Source organism: Nocardia sp. NPDC004068 (assembly GCF_042874315.1).
Lineage (GTDB): Bacteria > Actinomycetota > Actinomycetes > Mycobacteriales > Mycobacteriaceae > Nocardia.
Window position 1 is genome coordinate 546,990 of record NZ_JBIAMW010000005.1, and the last position, 18,069, is coordinate 565,058.

Consider the following 18,069-nt stretch of genomic DNA (forward strand, 5'->3'; position numbering starts at 1 on the left):
CCGGCGAAATTCATCGCCCGCTGTCGGCAAGATCGTATTCCGGCCCGCCCGTCCCCGTCAGCTGTCGAGCCAGCCGTGTTGATCGGCGAACTCGGTCAACCGCTCGCGGATGGTGAGAATCTCCCCGGCCGTGAGCGCCGGACTCGCGTCCAACAGCAACTCGGTGATCAGCCGCTTGTGCTCGGCCGCGGTGAGCTGACCCGAACCGCGCCCGCCCCGATGCGGGCGCGGGGCGGGCGCCCCGCCGACCGCGGTCAGATTCACCGCCTTGGGCCCCCGGTCGCCCTCGGTCACCTCGAATTCGAACACCCGCCCCTGACGCAGCTCGTCCTCGTCCAATCCGATGTCGTTCACGTGCACGAAAACATCCGGGCCACCGTCTTCCGGGCGGATGAAACCGAACCCCCGAGAACTGTCGAAGGACACCAATTTCCCGATCGACACCTACACCCGCTCCTCGTCGCCGTCCCTATTCCTGCACTCTATCGACCGCTGTCGCGGCCCGTTCGGTGTTGACCGAAAGAGCCTTCCGCAGCGAATCGAACACCGTGAGCCCCTGTCCGACCATGCCGTTGACCACCTCGCTCACTCCGTCGGGCCCGTTGAGCACGGTCAGATTCGCCCCCGCCAGCCCGCGCGAGGCCTGCGCCACGATCTCGGGCAACTGCTCGATGAGCAGCTGATCGAGCGCGATCCGATTGTTCGACGCCGCCGCCTCGGCCTGGATGCGGGTGCGGTCGGCCTCGGCCTGGGCGAGGATGCGCACCCGCTCGGCCTCGGCCTGCGCGGGCTTGACCACCTCGGCCTGCAACTGCTGCTCGCGCAGCTCGGCCTGCTTGCGGGCCTGCACCGCCTGCGCGGTGAGCACCTCCTGCAACGCGTTGGCCTGAGCGAGCGGACCCGATTGCGCCGCTTCGGCATTGGCCTTGTCGATGTCGCGCTGGTACTGCGCGCGCAGAATCGCCGTCTCGCGCTGATACTCGGCCTGTTTGCGCTGCGATTCCTGTTCGGCCTTCGCGGCCTCCTGCGCGGCCTGGGACTGGGCGATCTGCGCGTCGCGCTGCACCGCGGCGTTGTGCGGGGCCGCCAGCGCCGCGATGTAGCCGAGGTTGCCGTCATCGATGGACTGGATCTGGAACGAGTCCACCCACAGCCCGATATTGCTCATCTCCACCTTCGAGGCCATCAGCACCTCGTCGGCGAGTTTCTGCCGCTCCCGGATGATCTCCTCGACCGTCATCGACCCGACGATCGAACGCAGATGCCCGGAGAAGATGCGCCCGGTCAGCACGCTCATCTCCCGTTCCTGCTCGGACAGGAACCGTTGCGCCGCATTGACGATCGAGGCGGTGTCGTTGGCGACCTTGAACGCGATCACCGCGCGCACATCCAGCTGGATGCCCTGCTTGGTGACGCAGCGCTCGCCGATCTCGGATTCGAACATCGCCAGCGACAGATACCGGACCTTGCGGAACAGCGGAACCACGAAGGCGCCGTGCCCGATCACCACCCGGAACGGCGCATTGTCCTTGCCGCGCCCGCCGCTGACCAGCATGGCCTCGTCGGGATCGGGCACGTGGTACCCCAGCACTGTTGTCTCCCTTACTCTTTCGGAAATTCCCCACCCGGTCCGAAGTCGAGCGGTATCCAGGGCACTACGTCCACGATCCGGCCCGGGTTCACGCCCACGACGAGCACGGTGGTGCCCGCGGCGAGCGGTTCGGTGGCTCGTGCCAGGTAGATTTCTGTGCCCCCTCGGATCGCGACCAGGACCTCCCCGAGCGTGTCCGCGCCTCGGATCGGCGATGTGAGCGTACCGGTCAATCCGTGCACCGGGTCGGTCATCGCGACGATCTCCTTGCCCACCCTCGGGATACCGGGGAAACCTCAGCCTACTCGTCCGAAGCCCCCGAAAAATGTGCTGGTCAATCGCTCGGCGACCTGGCAGGCTGAAGCGGTGACACAACCTCCGGATATCCGGGCGCCACAGCCCGATTCGGCGTCGGACAAGCTCGACGCCGCAGTGTTCAAGGTGGCCGGCGTCGTCGTGCTCGGCGCGATCATGTCGATCCTCGACATCACCGTCGTCACGATCGCGCTGCCCGAGTTCCAGCGGCAGTTCGGGGCGAGCTACGCGGTGGCCGCGTGGTCGATGACCGGCTACACCCTCGCGCTGGCCAGCGTCATCCCGTTGACCGGCTGGGCGGCCGACCGGTTCGGCACCAAACGCCTCTACATGCTCGCGCTGACGCTGTTCGTGCTGGGGTCGGCGCTGTGCGCGACGTCGTGGAACATCGAGTCGCTCATCGCCTTTCGCATCGTGCAGGGCCTCGGCGGCGGCATGCTGATGCCGCTGGGCATGACGATCATGACCCACGCGGCGGGGCCACAGCGGGTGGGCCGGGTGATGGCGGTGCTCGGCGTGCCGATGCTGCTGGGCCCGATCATGGGTCCGATCCTCGGCGGCTGGCTGATCGGGTTCCACTGGCAGTGGATCTTCCTGATCAACGTGCCCATCGGCATCGTCGCGCTGGCGCTGGCGTACATCGTGTTCCCCTCGGACAACCCGCAGCCCTCGGAGAGTTTCGACTTCCTCGGAATGCTGTTGGCCTCACCGGGTTTGGCGCTGTTCCTGTTCGGTGTGTCCTCGATTCCGGAGAAGCACACCGTCCTCGCCGCCCGGGTGCTGGTGCCCGCGGCGATCGGTGTGGTGCTGCTGGTGGCGTTCGTGTTGCACGCGTTGCGCACCCGGCATCCGCTGATCGATGTGCATCTGTTCCGCAACCGGTCGCTGACCTTCGCCGTGCTGACCATGCTGTTGTTCGCGGTGGCGTTCTTCGGTGCGGGTCTGCTGCTGCCCACCTATCTGCAATCGGTGCGCGGTGAGTCGGCGCTGACCGCGGGTCTGCTGCTGGCCCCGCAGGGGCTCGGCGCGATGGTGACGATGCCGATCGCGGGCCGGTTGGTCGACAAGATCGGTCCGGGCAAGATCGTGCTGACCGGTGTCGCGGTCATCGCGGTGTCGATGCTGTTCTTCGTCCAATTGCAGAGCGACACTTCGTATCTGCTGCTGGGCATCGCGTTGTTCGTGATGGGCCTGGGCATGGGCTGCACCATGATGCCGACCATGACCGCCGCCATCCAGACGCTGACCCACGAGCAGGTCGCCCGCGGCACGACGCTGATGAACATCGTCAACCAGGCCGCCGCCTCGGTGGGCACCGCGATCATGTCGGTGGTGCTGACCAACCTGCTCAACAGCCACGAGCTGGCGGGCGCGGCGATCGCCTCGCACGAGCATCCCGAGATCGCGGACAAGCTCCCCCCGGGCGCGCTGGACACCGGATTCTCCGACGCCGCAGCGGCTTTCGCGCACACCTACATCGTCGCGGTGGTCCTGGTCCTGCTCACCCTGATCCCCGCCGCGTTCCTGCCCCGCCGCAAACCCGCCCTGCCCGCGGGCGCCGACGCCGCGATGATGACGCACTGACGGCCACGGCCCCGGATGGGTACCGTCGTCGGCATGGCAACCACATCGGACCGAAACTGGACAGGCCGGTGGCGCAACGAGTACGGCTCGCTGCTGGTGATCACCGACGACAGCGACAACCTCCTGCGGGGGAGTTTCGAAACGGCCCTCGGCGACAGCGCGTTCGCCGGGGCGTCGGTCCCCATCCAGGGCCTGCACCGGGGGCCGTGCGCGCACTTCGCGTTCACCGCCCCCGGCGACATCGCGAGCATCTGCTCGTTCACCGGCCTGCTGCGTGACGGGCGGCTGCACGCCGCCTGGCACGTGGTCTCCGACGAGGCGGTCAAGCCGCCCCACCCGGGAGCCCCGGCGGAGCGGCTGACCTTACCGTGGGCGCACGCGGTGCTGACCAACAGCGACACCTTCGTGCGCGAGGAGTGACCCGTCAGGGTAGGGGTGCCGTCTCCGGTTGCGGCGCAACGGGTTTGCGGTCGCGGAGGAGGATCAGGCCCAGGCAGGCGGCGGCGAAGGCGAAACCGGCGCTGATCCAGGAGCCGTGGGACATGGCGGTGGTGAAGGCGGTCTTGGCGGCGTCGGCGTAGCCGAGTTGGAAGGCGGCGCCGATCGAATCGCGGGCCGCCTCGGGGGCATTCGCGGGCATGTTGTCGGTGAACACGCCCGCCAGGACGCTGCCGAGGACCGCGATGGAGATGGCCATGCCGACCTGCTGGAGGGTGTCGTTCATGGCCGAGCCGACCCCGGCGTGCTCGAGCGGGATGGCGCTCATGATCGCCGCGTAGGCCGCCGGGCCCGCGAGGCCGCCGCCCATGCCCATCACCAGCATCGCGGCCAGCACCCAGCCGTAGCCGTCGGCCTGGGCGAGGATCGCGAAGGCCGCGGCCATCACCACCAGACCGGTCACGATGAGGGTCTTGTTGCTGAGCTTCTTGCCCAGCGTCGCGCCGAGCCCGTTGCACACCGCCGAGGACACCGCGTACGGCAGCAGCGCCAAGCCCGCGCGCATGGGCCCGAAGCCGAGCACGAACTGGAGATACTGGGTGAGCATCAGCATCACCGCACCCATGCCGAACACCATGAGCAGCAACGTCAGACACGTACCGGTGAAGTCGCGGCTGCGAAACACCCCCAGCGGCAACATCGGATGCGCCGAGCGCGCCTCCCACGCCGTGAACGCCACCGCCCCGGCCACCGCGAGCGCGATCACCCCGATGTTCCACTCCCGCTCGATGATCACGTACACCGTCGCGGTCAGCGTCACGATCGACAACACCACGCCCACCGGATCCACCGGCCGCTGATCACCGGTCGTCTCCCGCATCAGCACCAGCGCCGCGCCGATCGCGAGCACCGCGACCGGGATGTTGATCAGGAACACCGACCCCCACCAGAAGTGTTGCAGCAGAAAGCCACCCAGCGTCGGGCCGAGCACGATCGACACCATCGACGTCGTCGCCCACGCGGCCATCGCCGTGCGGCGCTCGTCCTCGGCGAAGGTCGTCATCATGATCGACAGCGTCGAGGGCATGAGGATCGACCCGCCCACACCCATCGCCGCGCGCGCCGCGATCAGCTGCCACGGTTCGGTCGCCAGCACCGCGAACAGCGACGCCGCCCCGAACACCGCCAATCCCGTGATGAGCGCGCGGCGGCGGCCGAACCGATCCGACAGGCTGCCCGCGGTGAGCAGCAGCCCGGCGAAGACCAGGACGTAGGCGTCGAGGATCCACTGCACGTCGGCGGGCGTGGCGTGCAGATCCCGGATCAGCGACGGGATGGCCAGATTGAGCACGGTGCTGTCGATCCCGATGACCAGCACCGCCAACGACAGCACCACCAGGACCCACCAGCGGCGAGGATCGCGCACGACCGCCTCGCCCTCCATTGCGTTCGAAGTCACTCGAACAGCGTACGAGAAACTGGAACAGTGTGCGAGTGAATTATCGTGAAGGCTGTGAGCAAACCCTTCGCCTCGGTATGGCTGCGCCCGCAACGCCAGCCCCGGACCTCGGGCCTGCGCCGCGAGCAGATCGTGGCCGCGGCCGTCGAACTGCTCGACGCCGAAGGGCTCGACGCGCTGAGCATGCGCAAGCTCGGCGCGAAACTGGGCGCGGGCGCGACCAGCCTGTACTGGTATGTCGCCAACAAGGACGAACTGCTCGAACTCGCGCTGGACGAGGCGTGGGGCGAGGTCGGCGTGCCCGACCCCGCTCAGGCGTCGTGGCGGGAGGTGGCCACGACGATGGCCTACCGGCTGCGCGCGACCATGCTCGCGCATCCGTGGATGATCGCGCTGATCGGCCGGTTGCCGAGCGTGGGCCCGCACTCGTTCGCCCTCGCCGACGGCATGCGCCGCACCTTCCTGCGCGCCGGGTTCACCGGGATGGACGTGCACTTCGCCAACAGCGCGCTGATCAGTTACGTACTGGGACAGGTGGTTCCGGATGTCGCGCTGACCCAGGCGGGCGGGCGCATCGAGGACTACGACTTCGACACCGTGAAGGGCGCGCTCACCGAACTGGCCGGGGCGGACTATCCGGATCTGGTGGCCGAATACGACGCCGCCGGATCCCGCGATCCGGCCACCGCGCGGGCGCTGGCGTTCGACTTCGGATTGATCTGTGTCCTGGACGGATTGAACGCCCGGTTGGCGGGCGACCCGAAAACGCCTGGCCCCCTGCCGGATTCGGTGCGCGAGTCGGCGAGCTGACCGGTCAACGGTAGATGGTGCGGTAGGCCGTGGTGATCGCGACGATGTGATCGACGATCTGCTCCCGGCTCGCCCGCAGCGAACCGTTCAGCCACGCCGAGAACATTCCGGCGTTGCCCGAGGCCATCGTCACCGCCGCCAGCCGCCGCCGATCGGGATCGTCGATGTAGGCGAACAGATGGTCCTGGATGAGCCGGGTGAATGCGGGCATCACCGCGATCGTGGTCTGGCCCAGGCCGGTGCTCGAATACGGTTCGACGAGGAACAGCCGCGATTTGCGCGGATCCTCGAGCACCTTGTCGACCAGCGCCCGGGCCAGCTCGCGGTCGTGTTCGGGGTCGTCGGCCGCGGCGAAGGCGGTCATCGGCGCCAGGAACTCGTCGGCCACCTGCCGGTAGAGGGTGTCGAGCAGGTGATCGCGGCTGGTGAAACTCTCGTAGAAGTACCGATCGGTCAACCCGGCCGTGCGGCACACCGCGCGCATGGTCACCGCCCCCGCCCCGGCCTCGCCGATCAGATCCAGCGCGGCCTCGAGCAACGCCGCCCGCCGCGCCTCCCGGCGCTCGGTGAGAGTGGTCCCACCCCAGATGCGGGGCTCGCCACCGGCGACATTCTGACCTTCGGACACTCAGCCACAGTAAATCCCCGGGGGCGGCGGGTGCTGTGGGGGGTTCGCGCGACCGATACGACGGCGCTCTGCCCCACCCTGCTTGCCGCCGCTGGGTAGCGTGGAGGCATGGGTTTCATCGGTGAACTGTTTCCGGGCAACAAACTCGCCGACGAGGGCAGCGAGGACAGTGACGGGCAGACGCACCGCCCGCGCTTGGACCTCGATCTCGACGCGGGCGTCGTCCGGCTGACCAAGCCGTCCGGGGAAGCGGGCGATCAGCCCAGGATCTCGTCCACGTAGCACCAGCGCCACTTCTCGCCGGGCTCGACGCTGCGCATCACCGGGTGGCCGGTGGCGTGGTAGTGGCGGGTGGCGTGATTGCCGACCGAGGAGTCGCAGCACCCAACGTTGCCGCAGCTCAGACACATTCGCAGATGCACCCACGTCAGGCCCTCGGCGACGCATTCCGCGCACACCTCGGGCAGTTCGGTGAGCGCCACCCGCGGCGCGTCGGCCAGATGCTCGCAGCCCGCCGTGCCCATCGCGCGCAACGGCTCGCCCGGCTGATCGTCGGCCTCGGCGACCCGGTCGATGGTCGACTCCTCGAGGTCGAGCGAGGCCATCACGTGTTCGAGGACCTCGTGGTCGATCGTTCCGGAATCCCGTGCGCGCAGGACGGTTTCGCGTTCGGCGCCCAGCATCACCAGCCGCAGCCGCCGGTACTCGCCGCTGGGGGTGATGCGCACCGACTCGGCCCGGCCCAGCTGTTCCCAGGCGGCGTTGGCGCGGCGAGCCACCCGCTCGCGCAGCGCGGTGACGATCTCCTCCGGCGTCTCCGGCGCGATCTCCGCCTCCAGCGCGGCCAGACCCGCCGCGGTGGCCTGTTGCAGCAGATTCGCCTCCTGCAACGCGTCCTCGGCGCGGCTGGGCCCGCGCAGGCGCAGCGCGCGGATCAGCCATGGCAGCGAAAACCCTTGCAGCAGAAGGGTTCCGCCCACCACGACCAGGGCCAGCAGTTTGAGCGTCGCCAATTGCGGTGTGTCCGAGGGCAACAGCAGCGCACCGGCGAGGGTGACCACCCCGCGCATGCCCGCCCACGACACCACCGCCGGGCTCGTCCACGCCGGGCGCGGTTTGCCGCGCGGGCGGCTCTCCACGAACCAGGCGAAATAGGTGGCCGGGAACACCCAGATCGGGCGCACCACGACGACGGTCGCGAGGACCGCCGCGCACGCCAGCAGCAGCGTGGTGTGGTCGAGCCCGCTCGACCAGGCGTCGTCGACGATGTGGCGCACCTGCAACCCCATGATGAGGAACACCGCGTTCTCCAGGATGAACTGGATCGTGCGCCAATTGGTGCGCTCGGCGATCCGCGAGGCCGCGCTCTGCCACACGGGCGCGCCCTGCCCCAGGATCAGCCCGCACACCACGACCGAGATGACCCCCGACGCGTGCGCGGCCTCGGCGGGCAGATACGCCGCGAACGGCGCGAGGAACGACAGACTGGTGTCGAGCACCGGATCGGTGATGCGGCGGCGCAGCAACGCCAGCACCCCCGCGGCCACGACGCCGATGACCGTGCCGCCGACCGCGGCCATGGCGAAGTCCGCGCCCGCCTGCCAGACGCTGAACGCCCCCGTCAGCGCGACGATCGCGGTGCGCAGGGTGACCAGCGCGGTCGCGTCGTTGAACAGCGCCTCACCCTCGAGCAGCGTCACGATCCGCCGCGGCATGCCCACCCGCCGCGCGATCGAGGTGGCCGCCACCGCGTCCGGCGGCGAGACGACCGCGCCGATCGCGACCGCCGCGGCGAACGGCACGTCGAGCAGCCGCCACACCACCAACGCGACCGCGAACGTGGTGAACAACACCAACCCCACCGACAGCAACGCGATCGACAACTTCTTCGGCCGGAACTCCACCAGCGAGGTACTGATCGCGGCCGTGTACACCAACGGCGGCAGCAGCCCCAGCAACACCACCTCGGGATCGAGATCGACCGCCGGCACGAACGGCACATACGACGCCGCGATCCCCGCGACGGTCAGAAACAGCGGCTCGGCCATCCCCACCCGCCGCGCCAGCGCGGCCAGCGCGACCGCCGCGGCGACCAACACCACCAGCCCGACTGCGATATGCACCCGGTCATCCTGCCAGTTCCGGACGGAACCAGCGCGACCGGTTCGCTGTGAGCCGACAAGTGGTGGCATCGGGATGCGCGGCCCGACACGCTGTGCACCTCGGCAGTCGATGCTGCGAGGGTGCGGCGGGCGCGGATAAGATCGCGCAATGCCTGCCACGCCGCCCGAACTCGATGCCCGCGTCGCCGCGTTGGAGGACGAGGACGCGGCGACGCGCGCGCGGACGGACGCGATCGTGCGCGCGGTGAATTCGCTCGGACAACAGACCCGCGAGCGGTTCGACGCGGTGGAGGCGCGATTCGAGCGGCTCGGCCGCAAACTCGACGAGACCGACGCCCGGGTGCGCTCGATCGAGGAGAGCGTGGCGGAGTTGAAGGACCTCCTCGTCCGGGCGCTCGGAAACCGATGAGTCCGGCCCCCGCATACTGGTTGCCGTGAGCGCGTCTCGGGAACCCTTCTCGTCCGGGCCGATCGGCACCTCCTCGGGTCCGATCGGCCTACCCAGACCGCGGCGCACCGAGCTGGTGCTGTGCGTCGCCGCGGTGGCCCTCGTCGCCGTGGCCGGTGTCGCCGTGGCGAGCGCGACCGGCGGCGACCACACCCAATTACAGTGGCCGCTGGCCGTATTCGCGGGCCTGACCCTGTTGGCGCATCTCGCGGTGCGGGTGCTGGCGCCCAAGGCCGATCCGGTGATCCTGCCGTGCGTGATCCTGCTCAACGGGCTCGGCCTGGTCCTCATCGAACGGCTCGACCGCGCCGAGGCGGCCACCGCGGCCGCGCTCGGCAAGGCCGCGCCCTCCTCCGACGCCGCGCACCAATTGATCTGGACCGCCGCGGGAATCGCGCTGTTCGCGTTGCTGCTGGCGCTGGTCCGCAACCACGGCCAGCCCGCGAAATACGCCTACACCTGCGGGCTGGCGGGTCTGGTGGCGTTGCTGGTGCCCGCGGTCCTGCCGTCGCGGTTCAGCGAGGTCAACGGCGGTAAGAGCTGGATCATGTTGAGCGGCTTCTCGATTCAGCCCGGTGAGTTCGCCAAGGTGCTGCTGCTGATCTTCATCGCGGCGTTCCTGGTCGACAACCGGGACCTGTTCGGGGCGGCCGGGTCTCGTGTGCTCGGGTTCACCGTGCCGCGGCTGCGTGATCTGGGGCCGCTGCTGCTGGTGACGTTCGTGTCGGTGCTGGTGCTGGTGTACGAGAAGAATCTGGGCTTCTCGCTGCTGGTGTTCGGGACGGTGCTGGCGATGGTGTACATCGCGACGCGGCGAGCGTCGTGGCTGTTCATCGGGATCGCCATGTTCGCCGTCGGCGCGATCATCGCCTACCAGTTGTTCGGGCATGTGCGGGTGCGCGTGCAGGTGTGGCAGGACCCGTTCGCGACCTACTACACCAACGGTTATCAGATCGCCCAGGGACTGTTCGGTCTCGGCACGGGCGGGCTGTGGGGCGCGGGCCTGGGCGGTGGCCGCCCGCAAGAGGTTCCGTTCGCCAAGACGGACTTCATCATCGCGACCATCGGCGAGGAACTGGGCCTGTTCGGCCTGACCGCGATCCTGCTGCTGTTCACCGTCATCACCGTGCGCGGCTTCACCGCCGCCCTCGCCACCCGCGACGCCTTCGGCAAACTCCTCGGCGGCGGCCTCGCCTTCTCCCTGGGCTGGCAGCTGTTCGTCGTGGTCGGCGGCGTCACCAAACTGATCCCCCTGACCGGCCTCACCACCCCCTTCATGTCCTACGGCGGCTCCTCCCTGCTCGCCAACTACATCATCATCGCCCTCATCATGCGCATCTCCCACGACGCCCGCACCGTAGCCACCCCCGCCGCCCCACCCCCCGCCCCCATCGCCGAGGCCATGACCGAACACATCCGCCACCCCGGCCCAGCCCGCCGCCCCAGATAACCCACCCCAGCCGCACCCTTTACCCGTATCCGCACCCCTTGCATGGCCTTACAACGGGTGCGGGTCCGAATAAAGGGTGCGGCTGGGTTGCCGTGCCTGTCTCTTGCGGCCCATTCCAAAGTACGTCCCTCCTTGTCCCTGCCCGGTGCCCGCCAGGGCGCCGGGCAGGGCCTCAGACGGGCCGAGAGTTATTGGACTCCAACGGCTTTCCCGCATCCCGCCACGCCACGATCCCCCCGTCCAAACTGCGCGCATCGTGCCCCGCACGCCGCGCCAGCGCCGCGAACCGGCGGGACAGCTCGCCGACCGGGCACACGAACACCAGCGGTTTGCTGCGAGGGAAGGGGATGCCCTGGGTCAACATGTCGTCGAGTTGGTCGTCGCGGATGTTGATGGCGCCGGGAACGTGCCCGATGCGGTAGGCCATCGCGCCGCGGGTGTCGACGACGATGGGGGAGTCGAGGGCGGCGAGGTCGTCGGGGGTGACCGGGGGGACGGCGGCCAGCTCGTCGGCGGTGGGCGGGATGGTGCGAGACGCGTTGCGGCCGAACAACTCCGGACGGCGCTGCTTGATGTAGGACAGGTACGGCTCGAGGCGGTCGCACACGATGAACACCGCCACGATCGGCTCCCCGGGCTCCCGGGCGGCGAGCGTATCCAACGCGGCCGCGTAGGACGCCCCACTCGTCGGCCCGGCCAGAACACCGTGCCGCAACGCCAGTTCCATCGTCGCGTCGATCGCGCGCCCGGAGTCGACCGGCACGATCGCATCGTAGAAGTCCGGCTGGAACAACCCCACATCCCACATCTCGGTCTCCGACCGGATACCGGGAATGAAGTCCGACCGCTCCGACACCACCGCGATCGTGCGCAGATCCGGATGATGCTTGCGCAGATAGGTCGCCGCCCCGCGCGTCGAACCCGTGGTCCCCAGCCCGCCGATCAGATAGTCGACCCGGGTGATCCCGTCGCGGAACAGATCCTCGTGGATTTCGCGCCCGGTCCCGTGATGATGCGCCTCGATGTTCTTCTCGTTCGTGTACTGCGACGCGTGATGAAAGGCCCCGGGCCGCTTGGCCATCGCCGCCTCGATGACCGAGTACACGTCGTTGGGCGTCGTCGGATCCGGACATTCCGACAATCCGGGCAGCTCCTCGATCTCGGTGCCGAGCAGCTCGAGCAGGTCGCGCACCTCGGCCACCTTCATGCGATTGGTGACCGCCCGCAACCCGATCCCGCGCATCGCGCCGAGAATCCGCAGCGCCTTGGCGGTGTTGCCGCTGGACGCCTCGATGAATCGCTGTCCCCGCGCGGCGATCTCGTCGATCTCGTCGCGGATCATGCCCCACGCCACCCGGTCCTTGACCGACCCGAACGGATTGAAGAACTCCAATTTGGCGTACAGCTCGACGTCGGCCAGCCCGTGCACGGCCGGATCCAACCGCAGCAGCGGCGTGTCGCCGATGAGTTCGGTGATGTGGTCGTAGCGCATCAGGACCTCACCAGCGCCGGTTCGTACTCTCCGTCCGGGCACATCCGAAACCCGTTGTCGGCCCGCACCACCGCCACCTTGGGTGGCAGCGGATGCATCGACGCACCGGCTGCCGACAGGTCGGTGTGGTAGGCGGCCGTGTTCACGAACACCACATGATCACCCGGCCGGGGGCGTCGCGGGAACCACACCTTGTGATTGCTGATCATGTCGCGTTCCAGGCACAGCCGCCCCGCGAGGAACACCCCCACCGGCCCGCCGTCCGGCCCGTCCTCGCCCACCAGCACCGGATCCATCATCACCTCCTGATCGGCGGGAGTGACCGTATCGCGCCCGATGTCCAGATTCACCAGCACACTCCCGTCGGCGGCGCGCTTGACGAATTCGACCGTGGCGACGGTGATTCCGGCCTGATCGACCAGGGCCTTGCCCGGTTCCAGCCACAGCTCGAGCAGATTCTCCGCGGCCACCTGCGCGAGACCCCGCCCGGCGTGCGCGTCCAGCGGCGCGGCGAGCAGATCGTCGAGCATGGCGGTCGCGGGCACGGCGTTGGCGTATTTGTGGAACACCGGCGTCCCGTGCACGCCGGTGTCATCCATGTGGAAACCGAAGGTGTTCCCGCCCCACGCCATCGGCTCGCCCCGGCCCAGCAGCGCGGCCCGCAACCGCGCCACGTACGCGTCGAACCGGTCCGGGTCGGCGGTGAAGACCTGCCGCAGCCCGCCGCCGAGGTCGAGGACGGTGGGCGCGAGCCCGTGGGTGTAGGCGCGTTCGATCAGCCCCAGGCACTCCTGCGCCGCCCGTACCCGTTCCGCGGTCGCCCCGGAGTCGAGGTGGAAGGCGAAGCCCCGCAGGTTGATTCGGTCCCGATGCGCGGCAGCAATGGCCAGCGCGTCGTCCATCTCGGCCAGCGCGATTCCGAACCGGCTCACCGCGCTGCCCGGAAAACCCGACACCCGCACCAGGACCGGAACTCCGTCGCCCAGCGCCGCGAGCCGCTCGAGCTCCCACAGATTGTCGACATTGACCGTCACCCCCGACCCGATCAGCGCGCGCAGGAAACGCTCGCCCTTGGGCCCGGTCACCTCGATCCGCGCGGGATCGAAGCCCGCTTCCCGGGCCGCCGCCCACTCCTGCTCCGACGCCACGTCCACCGCGAGCCCCGACGCCTCGGCGGTGCGCAGGAACGCGCGCGATCGATTCACCTTGAACGCGTAGCAGATTCGGTAGTCGATCCGATGCCGGTCGAGCACGTCCCGCAACCTGCCCAGATTGTCCAGATACACCTGCGGGAACAGCAGATGCGCGGGCGACCCGAACCGCTCCACCGCCGCCTCGACCGCGCCCGGCGTGTTGAGGAACGCGCGGACCAGCGGTGGGACGGCGGCGGGCAGCGCGGGCGGCGCGCCGGTCATACGGCGGTTTCCGTCGGCTGGGCGGCGTCGGGCACCGGCCGCGCCGACACCGGGTTGTAGCCCCCGTCGCGCAGCGCCTCGAAGGCGCGGTGCCGATTGCGCGGACTGCGGAACTCCGCCACCACGCGTTTGCTGATCAGATCGATGTCGTGCACCCGGATGCGCATGGACTCGAGCACGCCGGTGATGGTGCGCACGCAGTGCTTGCAGTTCATGTCCGGTACGTAGAAGATCCGGTCCTCGGGGGCGAAATCGCCTGTGTCGCCGGATATCTCGCCGTCCACCTCGTCGACGGTGAGCCGCTCGACGGTCGCGACGAACTCCTCGACGAACCGCTCGGCGATCACCGGCAACAGGCTGTAGTGCCCGCCGTCGACGCGATGCGCCGTCGCCGCCAGGCAGGCCGGGCGCGTCCCGGGCGGCAACAGCGCGTACTGCCGCGAGATGAGATCGAGCTCGTCGTGGTATTTCGCGAGGGCCGCCGGAACCGACAACCCCTCGACGGTGGTCGCCCGGTGCATGACCGCGTGCGCGTCGGCGATGGTGGCGTCCTTCATCGCGCGCAGCGTGGCGACCGTCTCGGCGGTGTAGCGCACGGTCCGATCCGGCTGGACGTCGAAGGCGACCGGGATCATGCCGCGCCGATACGTCGACGCCTGCAACTCCCAGTACCAGCGCGTGGCCACCGCCGCGAAGATCCCGGAATCGCGCATGCCGCAAGCGAATTCGGCCGGGCTGCGATACGGCGTCGTGTGCGCCAGCAGGGCGTGCTGGGCCAGGGCGCGTCCGCACGCCTCGATGCCGACGCGGAAGATGTCGATCGGCTCGTGATCGGTGGTCGTCGCGGCCAGCACCGCCCGATCGTTCGCGCTGAGTTCCAAAACACGTTGCGCGAGAGCGTGATTGTCTTCGAGCGCGTGCCACAGCGTCAGGACGGTTTCGCGCACGGCGATGGGGACGATCGCCCCGAGGCCGTCGGAATGCACGAATCCGGTGTTGGGCACGCCGTCGCCGTCGGTCCACGCGAGCCGGTGGGTGGCGCTGGTGACCTGATCGGGGCGGCAGGGCCGCATGAATCGCTCGAGATACAGCCGCTGCGACAGCGTCAGATGGCTGTCCTGCTCGAAAGTCAGTGGGGTGCGCACGAATTCGACGCGTCCGGGCCGCGCCGTGGGAGTATCGGCGAACAGGCCCGGACGGGCGAGCCCGGCCAGCACCCGGGAGGCGGCGCGACGGTCGTAGCCGGATGTGCTCATCGGACCTCCGAGGCGATCGTGGCGACACACCGAACGAACCGGTCGATGTCGTCGCCGGTGGTGTAGACGTGCGTACTCACCCGCACCGAATCCGCGTCCGCGAGCCCATTCGGGCCCCCGGCATCGACCGGCTGGACTCGTTCGGCACCCGCGTCGGCGGGAACGCAGTGGGCCCCGGTGCGGACCAGGAACCCGAGCTCGGCGACCACGAAACCGAGGTCGGTGGCGCCGATGCCGTCGAGGGTGAACGAGACGATCCCGTAACCGTTTTCGCACGGGGCGTGTGCGGGACCGGGCAGGAACCGCAGCCCCGGCACCGGCCGCAGGCCGTCGATCAGGCGGCGGGTCAGTACTCGATTGTGCTCGGCCACCCGCGGCAGGCCCATGTCGGTGAGCACCTCGAGGGCCGCGCCGAGGGCGAGGATGCCGGGGATGTTGGGGGTGCCGCCCTCGAGCCGGCGAGGCATCTCGGCCGGTTGCAGCATCGAATCGGCCACGCGCACAGCGGAATTGCCGCCGGGCAGGAACGCGGTCAGCCGATCGTGCACCCGCCGCGCGCAGTACAGCACTCCCGTGCCGGTGGTGCCGAACATCTTGTGCGCGGACAGCACCGCGAAATCCGCACCCAGCGCCCGCACATCGATCGGCAGGTGTCCACCGCTCTGGCTACAGTCGAAGCACCACAACACCCGCGGATCCACCCGGTCGCGCAGCTCCTCGAGGGTGGTGAGCGCGCCGAAGACGTGATGCAGATGGCTGACGGTGATCAAGCGGGTGCGTGGGGTGACGCGTGCGGCGAGGTCATCGATATCGGCCTCGCCCAACGCGGTCACCCGGTAGGGGACCAAGCGGATGTGCCGGCCGAAGCGGGCCAGGGTGGTGCGCAACTGCACCCACGGGTACACGTTCGCGGCGTGATCGCGTGGGCTGTAGAGGATTTCGTCGCCGTCGTCGAGTTCGGCCAGCCCCCACGCGAGGGCGACCGCGTTCAGGCCCGCGGTCGCGCCCGGGGTGAACACGATCTCGTCCGGCCGCGCGCCCAGGAAGTCCGCCGTCCGCGCGCGGATCGACTCGATCTCGCGTTCGAGGACAGTGGCCCATCGGTAGGTGCCGCGCCCGGCGTTGGCGGTGTGGCGGCGGTGGTAGCCCTCCACCGCCTCGATCACCGGCAGCGGTTTCTGGGTGGTGGAGGCGCTGTCGAGATACACCTCGTCGGCCTCGGCCAGCGCGGGGAACAACGCGCGCACGCGGGCCGCGTCGAAGCCGGGCGCGGGCTGAACAGGACTGTGCCAAGGCGCTGGTGACCGCAACGCGACGCTCCCTCCGGCTCGTACGCTCCGACCTATCAACGATACGCATAAATCGCGGCACGGTCCGAACGTTGTCGCGGGCAACGGGTTTGGCACGGTCGCGTCGGCGGGCCGGGCGTGTCCGCCGCGAATTCGACACGCCCAGGCGCGGGTTCACGCGGATGCGACGTCTGGGTGCACTCGGTACCGTCATGCCGGTGAGCGCGGGGCGGGGCGGAGTGCGGGCGGCGCTCGGCGACCCGCGCCGCGGTGTGCCCGCCACCGCGGTCGACGACGCCGTGACCGCGCTCGCCGCGGTGTGGCTCGTCGCGGGCCTGATGCTCGACGTGTGGGGGCGGTCCTCGACGCCCGAGCCCGGCGCTTTCGCCTGGCGTGGTGTTCGGCAGTGGGTTTCTCGCGCTCGCGGGGTGGATGTTGTGTCTGGTGTGGCGGCGCGTGCGCGAGGGGCTGCGCGGATTCGCGGCGGTGCCGTGGGGATACCGGTCGGCGGTGGTCGCGGTCGGCGGATTCGTGGTGTCGGGACTCGCCGACATCGTGTGGCACGCGCGGTTCGGAGAGGCGCGCGGCATCGCGATCGTGTTCGCCCCCGGGCATCTCGGGTTGACGGTGTCGATGCTGGTTCTGGCCACCGCGCCTCTCCGCTCCGCGGTCGCCCGGACCGATATCGGCGACGCCCCGCCGCTGCGCCTACTGTGGCCCGCCCTGCTGACCACCGGCCTCGCCGCGTCCCTCGTCATGGTGGTCCTCGACTACGGCAACGCGATCACCTACTCCGCCAACCGAATCGTCGACGCCCTCTCCGCCACCGACGACGACGCCCCCGTCCGCGAACTCGCCGCCGTCCTCATCACCGCCACCATCCTGCTGTTCCTGGCCCGCCGCTGGCGCGCCTCCCCTTCGGCGCCGCCGCCCTCACCACCCTCCCCGTGGTCGCCCTCTCCGCCACGCAAACCCACGCCCACAACCGCGCCGTCCTCCTGCCCTTCACCCTCGCCGCCCCCGCCCTCGACCTCCTCATCCTCATCCCCACCCGCCCCACCGCCTACCGCACCTTCGCCCTCACCGCCGCCCTCACCACCTGGTCCCTCTACATCGCCATCACCTCCGCCGCCGTAGGCCACCTCCCTACGACCCCCGAACTCTGGACCGGCCTCCCCCTGACGACCGCCGTCACAGCCTGGCACCTCACCGTCGTTCTACTTCCGCTGAGCCAGCCCTCGAATTCGCCTTGAGTCCCAGCACGTTCGGCATGCTCGAAGGCCCCGAAACGTTCGGCACCCTCGAGACACGGCGGCCTCCAAGACGTACGCCGCCCATAGGTGCAACGCCCAAGATGACGCCACTGCGGAAGGTCCGTCCCCAAGATGACGCCACGCCCGAAGGCCCAGCGTCCCGCCACCACCAAAGGCGCAACGCCCGAAGGCGATATCACCCCCGAAGGTACGGCGGTCTCTAAGACGTGCGCGCTCGAAGGCGCGGCGTCTCTCGAGACGAGCGCGTCCCCCAGAGGCGCGGCACCCGAAGAGGTACGCCGCCCCAAAAGGCTCGGCGCCCCAAGCGGTACGCCAACCCAGCCGCACCCTTTATTCGGATTCGCACCCCTTCCAGGGCTATACAGCGGGTGCGGATCCAAATAAGGGGTGCGGCTGGGCTGGTGGGAGTGTCGGAATTTTTGTGGGCAGAACGGTGAATTGTCCTGCTAGTTTCCGGTTATCCGCTCACCATAGTGCAGGGCGAGCGTGTTGAGTAT

General features: G+C 69.3%; 17 protein-coding genes. 7 read left to right on the forward strand and 10 right to left on the reverse strand.

Going from position 1 to position 18,069, the window contains the following annotated elements; all coding sequences use genetic code 11:
• Positions 1-57 precede the first annotated feature (57 nt).
• From ACFYTQ_RS16090 to ACFYTQ_RS16100, 3 genes are read right to left on the reverse strand one after another with little or no spacing between them, the layout of a single operon-like run.
• Positions 58-444, reverse strand: coding sequence for a cold-shock protein (locus ACFYTQ_RS16090; RefSeq protein ID WP_387361238.1), 387 nt, complete (start codon positions 442-444; stop codon positions 58-60).
• 25 nt (positions 445-469) lie between these two features.
• Complete coding sequence (locus tag ACFYTQ_RS16095) at positions 470-1,591, reverse strand: SPFH domain-containing protein (protein ID WP_387361240.1); 1,122 nt, start codon at positions 1,589-1,591, stop codon at positions 470-472.
• Positions 1,592-1,602: 11 nt separating this feature from the next.
• Positions 1,603-1,845 carry a hypothetical protein gene (locus ACFYTQ_RS16100; protein WP_387361242.1) on the reverse strand — a complete coding sequence of 81 codons (243 nt, stop codon included), beginning with the start codon at positions 1,843-1,845 and terminating at the stop codon, positions 1,603-1,605.
• Positions 1,846-1,957: 112 nt separating this feature from the next.
• Here ACFYTQ_RS16100 and ACFYTQ_RS16105 point away from each other — a divergent pair, with 112 nt between their 5' ends.
• On the forward strand, positions 1,958-3,490 hold the full coding sequence (locus ACFYTQ_RS16105; RefSeq protein ID WP_387361244.1) for a DHA2 family efflux MFS transporter permease subunit: 1,533 nt from the start codon (positions 1,958-1,960) through the stop codon (positions 3,488-3,490).
• Positions 3,491-3,523: 33 nt separating this feature from the next.
• The gene (locus ACFYTQ_RS16110) at positions 3,524-3,910 is read left to right on the forward strand and encodes an avidin/streptavidin family protein (RefSeq protein ID WP_387361246.1); all 387 of its coding nucleotides are present in this window, start codon (positions 3,524-3,526) and stop codon (positions 3,908-3,910) included.
• Positions 3,911-3,914: 4 nt separating this feature from the next.
• On the opposite strand, the gene ACFYTQ_RS16115 is transcribed toward ACFYTQ_RS16110, so the two are convergent.
• The gene (locus tag ACFYTQ_RS16115; protein WP_387361248.1) at positions 3,915-5,387 is read right to left on the reverse strand and encodes an MFS transporter; all 1,473 of its coding nucleotides are present in this window, start codon (positions 5,385-5,387) and stop codon (positions 3,915-3,917) included.
• 54 nt (positions 5,388-5,441) lie between these two features.
• On the opposite strand from ACFYTQ_RS16115, the gene ACFYTQ_RS16120 reads away from it, so the two are divergent.
• A complete protein-coding gene (locus tag ACFYTQ_RS16120; RefSeq protein WP_387361250.1) occupies positions 5,442-6,197 on the forward strand; it encodes a TetR/AcrR family transcriptional regulator in 756 nt (251 codons plus the stop codon).
• 4 nt (positions 6,198-6,201) lie between these two features.
• Here ACFYTQ_RS16120 and ACFYTQ_RS16125 read toward each other — a convergent pair whose 3' ends face one another.
• A complete protein-coding gene (locus ACFYTQ_RS16125; protein WP_387361252.1) occupies positions 6,202-6,825 on the reverse strand; it encodes a TetR/AcrR family transcriptional regulator in 624 nt (207 codons plus the stop codon).
• A gap of 108 nt (positions 6,826-6,933) precedes the next feature.
• On the opposite strand from ACFYTQ_RS16125, the gene ACFYTQ_RS16130 reads away from it, so the two are divergent.
• Positions 6,934-7,107: a hypothetical protein gene (locus tag ACFYTQ_RS16130; protein ID WP_387361253.1), complete on the forward strand. Its 174-nt coding sequence runs from the start codon at positions 6,934-6,936 to the stop codon at positions 7,105-7,107.
• On the opposite strand, the gene ACFYTQ_RS16135 is transcribed toward ACFYTQ_RS16130, so the two are convergent.
• On the reverse strand, positions 7,083-8,948 hold the full coding sequence (locus tag ACFYTQ_RS16135) for a Na+/H+ antiporter (protein ID WP_387361255.1): 1,866 nt from the start codon (positions 8,946-8,948) through the stop codon (positions 7,083-7,085). The two genes, ACFYTQ_RS16130 and ACFYTQ_RS16135, sit on opposite strands and share 25 nt — an antisense overlap.
• A 148-nt stretch (positions 8,949-9,096) precedes the next feature.
• Here ACFYTQ_RS16135 and ACFYTQ_RS16140 point away from each other — a divergent pair, with 148 nt between their 5' ends.
• A complete protein-coding gene (locus ACFYTQ_RS16140; protein WP_387361257.1) occupies positions 9,097-9,357 on the forward strand; it encodes a hypothetical protein in 261 nt (86 codons plus the stop codon).
• A gap of 13 nt (positions 9,358-9,370) precedes the next feature.
• Positions 9,371-10,846: an FtsW/RodA/SpoVE family cell cycle protein gene (locus ACFYTQ_RS16145; protein ID WP_387361338.1), complete on the forward strand. Its 1,476-nt coding sequence runs from the start codon at positions 9,371-9,373 to the stop codon at positions 10,844-10,846.
• A gap of 172 nt (positions 10,847-11,018) precedes the next feature.
• Here ACFYTQ_RS16145 and ACFYTQ_RS16150 read toward each other — a convergent pair whose 3' ends face one another.
• From ACFYTQ_RS16150 to ACFYTQ_RS16165, 4 genes are read right to left on the reverse strand one after another with little or no spacing between them, the layout of a single operon-like run.
• Positions 11,019-12,338 (reverse strand): pyridoxal-phosphate dependent enzyme, encoded by a 1,320-nt coding sequence (locus ACFYTQ_RS16150; RefSeq protein WP_387361259.1) that lies wholly within the window; start codon positions 12,336-12,338, stop codon positions 11,019-11,021.
• The gene (locus ACFYTQ_RS16155; protein WP_387361261.1) at positions 12,338-13,753 is read right to left on the reverse strand and encodes an alanine racemase; all 1,416 of its coding nucleotides are present in this window, start codon (positions 13,751-13,753) and stop codon (positions 12,338-12,340) included. The genes ACFYTQ_RS16150 and ACFYTQ_RS16155 overlap by 1 nt, the downstream gene beginning before the upstream one ends.
• Entirely contained in the window at positions 13,750-15,009 is a 1,260-nt protein-coding gene (locus ACFYTQ_RS16160; RefSeq protein WP_387361263.1) for a heavy-metal-associated domain-containing protein, read from the reverse strand. Before ACFYTQ_RS16160 ends, ACFYTQ_RS16155 begins: the two co-directional genes overlap by 4 nt.
• On the reverse strand, positions 15,006-16,319 hold the full coding sequence (locus ACFYTQ_RS16165; protein ID WP_387361265.1) for an aminotransferase class V-fold PLP-dependent enzyme: 1,314 nt from the start codon (positions 16,317-16,319) through the stop codon (positions 15,006-15,008). Before ACFYTQ_RS16165 ends, ACFYTQ_RS16160 begins: the two co-directional genes overlap by 4 nt.
• A 375-nt stretch (positions 16,320-16,694) precedes the next feature.
• On the opposite strand from ACFYTQ_RS16165, the gene ACFYTQ_RS16170 reads away from it, so the two are divergent.
• On the forward strand, positions 16,695-17,435 hold the full coding sequence (locus ACFYTQ_RS16170; protein ID WP_387361267.1) for a hypothetical protein: 741 nt from the start codon (positions 16,695-16,697) through the stop codon (positions 17,433-17,435).
• Positions 17,436-18,069: the final 634 nt, after the last annotated feature.

What these genes read in the sequence shown, in the direction of transcription:
- ACFYTQ_RS16155 (WP_387361261.1), bottom strand. Translation starts at nt 13,753, where the DNA reads ATGACCGGCGCGCCGCCCGCGCTGCCCGCCGCCGTCCCACCGCTGGTC.
- ACFYTQ_RS16150 (WP_387361259.1), bottom strand. Translation starts at nt 12,338, where the DNA reads ATGCGCTACGACCACATCACCGAACTCATCGGCGACACGCCGCTGCTG.
- ACFYTQ_RS16100 (WP_387361242.1), bottom strand. Translation starts at nt 1,845, where the DNA reads ATGACCGACCCGGTGCACGGATTGACCGGTACGCTCACATCGCCGATC.
- ACFYTQ_RS16140 (WP_387361257.1), top strand. Translation starts at nt 9,097, where the DNA reads ATGCCTGCCACGCCGCCCGAACTCGATGCCCGCGTCGCCGCGTTGGAG.
- ACFYTQ_RS16110 (WP_387361246.1), top strand. Translation starts at nt 3,524, where the DNA reads ATGGCAACCACATCGGACCGAAACTGGACAGGCCGGTGGCGCAACGAG.
- ACFYTQ_RS16160 (WP_387361263.1), bottom strand. Translation starts at nt 15,009, where the DNA reads ATGAGCACATCCGGCTACGACCGTCGCGCCGCCTCCCGGGTGCTGGCC.
- ACFYTQ_RS16130 (WP_387361253.1), top strand. Translation starts at nt 6,934, where the DNA reads ATGGGTTTCATCGGTGAACTGTTTCCGGGCAACAAACTCGCCGACGAG.